Genomic DNA, 4268 nt, shown 5'->3' with positions numbered 1-4268 from the left:
CGGCGGCGCTGGCCGCGGCGGCCGAGGCCGCCGCCATGCGGGCCAACACGGACACTCCCTGGCTGTCGCGGCACCTGCCGGCCGAGTGAGCCCGGCGCGCGCCGCACGGCGTACGGGGCGCTGAGGGCGTACGGGCGCAAGGGACACACGCGGGCCGGGCGGCACCCACGGGCGGTGCCGCCCGGCCCTCGCGCTGCCGAACGCCGCACCGCCCGTACGCCGCCCGCGGGCCGCGCCGCCGTACGCCGCGCCGCTGCCGCCGGTGCACGGCGGCGGGTCAGTTGCGGCTGATCTCCTTGTCGATCAGCTCGAACATCTCGTCGTCGGTGGCCGACCGGAGGTCCGGCCCGGCGTCGCCGCCCTCCTCGGCGCCGGTCGCGCCCGTCACCTTGCGGGCGAGGGAGCGCAGCCGCACCGCCAGGCTGCCGCGCGTGTCGTCGTCGAGCGCCGAGACCGACAGGGCCGACTCCAGCCGCTCCAGCTCGGCCAGGACCGCCGAGGCGGGCCCCGACGGGGTGTCGGGGCTCAGCTGGGTGTGCAGGTGACCGGCGAGTGCGGTGGGGGTCGGGTGGTCGAAGACGAGGGTCGCGGGCAGGCGCAGGCCCGACAGGGCGTGCAGGCGGTTGCGGAGTTCCACCGCGGCGAGGGAGTCGAATCCCAGCTCGCGGAACGGGGCGTCCGGGCGGACCGCGCCCGCGCCGCCGTGCCCGAGGACGGCGGCGGTGTGGGTGCGGACGGCGGCGAGCAGGGTGTCCCGCTGCTCCGCGGGCTCCAGGGCCGCCAGGCGGGTGCGCAGGTCCACCGCGTCCGCGCCGGCCTCGGCCCGCTCGCGGCGCGCGGCGCGGGCGGGTACGAGCGCGTGGAACAGCGGCGCGAGGGTCTGGGCGGCGCGCAGGCTCCGCATGTCCAGCCGGGCCGGGACCAGGAGCGGGCGGTCGCCCGCGAGGGCGGCGTCGAACAGCGCCAGGCCGTCCTCCGTGCTGAGCGGGCTGAGACCGGAGCGGGTGATGCGGGCCCGGTCGCCCTGGTCGAGGTGGCCGGTCATCCCGCCGCGGTCCTCCCACAGCCCCCAGGCGAGTGACACGGCGGGCAGGCCGTGCGCGCGCCGGTGGTGGGCGAGCGCGTCGAGGAAGGCGTTGGCGGCCGCGTAGTTGCCCTGCCCGGGCGCGCCGAGGACCCCGGCCGCGGAGGAGAACATGACGAACGCGGCCGGCCGCGCCTGGCGGGTCAGCTCGTGCAGGTGGAAGGCGGCGTCCACCTTGGGGGCCAGTACGGTGCCGAGGTGCCGGGGGGTGAGGGAGGCGACCGTCGCGTCGTCCAGGACGCCCGCGGCGTGGACGACACCGGTCAGCGGGTGCGCGGCGGGGATCGCCGCGAGCAGTCCGGCCAGCGCGGCGCGGTCGCCGGTGTCGCAGGCGCGAAGCGTCACCTCCGCGCCGAGACCGGCGAGTTCGGCGCGCAGGCCGGCGGCGCCGGGCGCGTCCGGGCCGCGCCGGCCGGCCAGCAGAAGGTGCCGTACGCCGTGGGCGGTGACCAGGTGCCGGGCGAGCGCGCCGCCGAGCGCGCCCGTGCCGCCGGTGATCAGCACGGTGCCCTCGGGATCGAACGGGCCGGGCGCACCACCGTCCCCGCCCGCGCCGGCCGCCCGCGTGCCGGGGACCGTACCGGCGGCGGGTACGCGCGCGAGCCGCGGCGCGAGGAGCACTCCCGCGCGTACGGCCGTCTGCGGTTCGCCGCAGGCGAGCGCCGCGGCCACGGTGGCCGGGGCCGCCTCCGCGCCGTCCACGTCGAGCAGGACGATCCTGCCCGGGTGCTCCGACTGCGCGGAGCGCACCAGGCCGCACACCGCCGCGCCCGCCAGGTCCGTCACGTCGTCCGCCGCGGCCGTGGCCACCGCGCCCCGGGTCACCACGACCAGGTGGGACGGGGCCGGCTCGCTCCACGCCAGCCAGGCCTGCACGGCCTCCAGCGCACGGGCCGTCACCTCCCGTACGGCGCCGGGCAGATCCGCGGTGTCGACGGCGGGGCCGCCGCAGTGCAGCACGACGGCGTCGGGGACCGGCTCCCCCGCCTTCAGCGCCTCGGCCAGCTCCGCCAGGCTCGCGTACCCGTCCGCCGACGCCGCGTCCGGGCTCGGCGGTCCCACCGTGACCAGGCGCGGCGGGGCCGACGGCGCCGCGGCGGCCACGGGCTGCCACTCGACGTGGAACAGCGACTCGTCCCGGGTGGTACGCGAGGCGGCCGACAGCTCGTGCGCCGACACCGGGCGGACGGCGAGCGCCTCGATCGAGGCGACCGGCCGGCCGACGCCGTCCGCCAGGTCGACCGTCAGCGCGTGCCGGCCGCGCTCCGCATCGGCCGCGGTGAGCCGTACGCGCAGGGACGAGGCGCCGGCGGCGTGCAGGCTCACCCCGCTGAACGAGAACGGCAGAGCCCCTTCCGGCAGTCCGCCGGCCGGCCGCAGCGCGGCGGAGTGCAGGGCGGCGTCCAGCAGGGCGGGGTGGACGACGAACCGGCCGGTCTCGCTCTCCGCCTCGTCGGGCAGGCGCACCTCCGCGTAGATCTCCTCGCCCCGCCGCCAGGCCCGCCGCAGGCTCCGGAAGACCGGGCCGTAGTCGAACCCCCGCGCCGCGTACTGCTCGTACAGGTCGTCCAGTTCCGCCGCGCCGCATGCGACGGCGTCCGGCGGCGGCCACGCCACCGCCGCGTCGCCGCTCCCGGGGTGCGCGAGGGCGTCCAGGGTGTCCCGCGCGGCCTGGGGTCCGAGCCGGCCCGTGGCGTGGCGCACCCAGCCGGGTTCGTCCTCGGGGTCCTCCGGCCGTGCGGAGACGGTCAGAGCGCGGTGGCCCTCCTCGTCCGGTGCCGCGACCCAGACCTGCACCTGGACCGCGCCCCGCGCCGGCAGGAACAGCGGCTCGTGCAGGGTGACCTCCTCCACGCGCCGGCAGCCCACCCGGTCGCCTGCCTGGAGGGCCAGGTCGAGGAAGGCGGTGCCGGGCAGCAGCGCGGCCCCGGCGATGGCGTGGTCGGCGAGCCACGGGTGGGTGGCCAGGGACAGCCGGCCGGTGAGCAGGCAGCCCTCCCCCTCGGCCAGGGCCACGGCCGCGCCCAGCAGCGGGTGACCGGTCGGGTCCAGACCGGCCGTCGTGACGTCTGGCGCGGCGGCGGGGGTGGTCAGCCAGTAGCGCTGGCGTTGGAAGGGGTAGGTGGGCAGGTCGGTGGGGTGGGGTGGGGTGGGGGTGGGGAGGTGGTGGTGCCAGGTGACGGGGAGTCCGTGGGTGTGGGCGCGGGCCAGGGCGGTCAGTATGCGGTGGGTGTCGTCTTCGTGGCGGCGGAGGGTGGGGATGACGGTGACGGGTGTGTCTGCGGTGTCGGCGGTTTCGTGGATGGCGGGTGTCAGTGTGGGGTGGGGGCTGACTTCGATGTAGGTGGTGAATCCCTGGTCGGTCAGGGTGCTGATGGCGTCGCCGAAGCCCACGGGCTGTCGCAGGTTGCGGTACCAGTACTGCGCGCCCGCGCCGCCGTCGCTGTCGCCGGTGGTGTCGGTGTCGTCCATCCAGCGGCCGTGCACGGTGGAGTACCACGGGATCGTGCCCGGCCGCAGGGTGAGGCCGTCCAGCGATGCCAGCAGTTCCTCGCGCACGGCCTCGACGTGGGGGGAGTGCGAGGCGTAGTCGATCGGGACCAGCCGCGGCTTCGCCGCGCCGGGGGCAAGGGTGCGGGTGAAGTACTCCACCGCCTCCTCGACCGCGGCGAGGTCGCCGCTGACGGCCGCGGTCCGCGGCCCGTTGACCGCCGCGATCCACACCCTGCCCGGCCAGCGCCGGGCCACTTCCTGGCGCAGCGTGTCCGCCGGCGCCGGGATCGAGGCCATGCCGCCCTTCCCCCGGAGGGCCCGCACCGCCCGGCTGCGTACCGCGACCACCCGGGCGGCGTCCTCCAGCGACAGCGCGCCGCTGACGCAGGCGGCGGCGACCTCGCCCTGGGAGTGGCCGACCACCGCGTCCGGGGTGACGCCGTGCTCCTGCCACACGGCGGCCAGGGAGACCATCACCGCGAACAGCACCGGCTGCACGAACTCCGCGCGCTGCCACCGCGGATCGCCCGTCCCGGCCTCCAGCAGCCGGTCCAGGTCCCAGTGCAGGTGCGGTGCCAGCGCCTGCCTACCGGCGGTGAACGCCTTCGCGAACGCCGGCGAGGTGCGCAGCAGACCCGCTCCTGTACCCGCCCACTGGCTGCCCTGGCCGGGGAAGACGAACACCGTACGG

Annotated in this window: 1 protein-coding gene; it reads right to left on the bottom strand. The window is 77.7% G+C overall.

Going from position 1 to position 4268, the window contains the following annotated elements; genetic code table 11:
• Positions 1–277 precede the first annotated feature (277 nt).
• On the bottom strand, positions 278–4268 hold a 3991-nt coding region (locus tag RKE29_RS28260; protein WP_312008533.1), incomplete at its 5' end, for an SDR family NAD(P)-dependent oxidoreductase.

The sequence above is a fragment of the Streptomyces sp. B1866 genome (genome assembly GCF_031932565.1).
Classification (GTDB): domain Bacteria; phylum Actinomycetota; class Actinomycetes; order Streptomycetales; family Streptomycetaceae; genus Streptomyces.
Note: the sequence above shows the minus strand (reverse complement) of the source record. Positions and strands in the feature narration are given on the sequence as shown.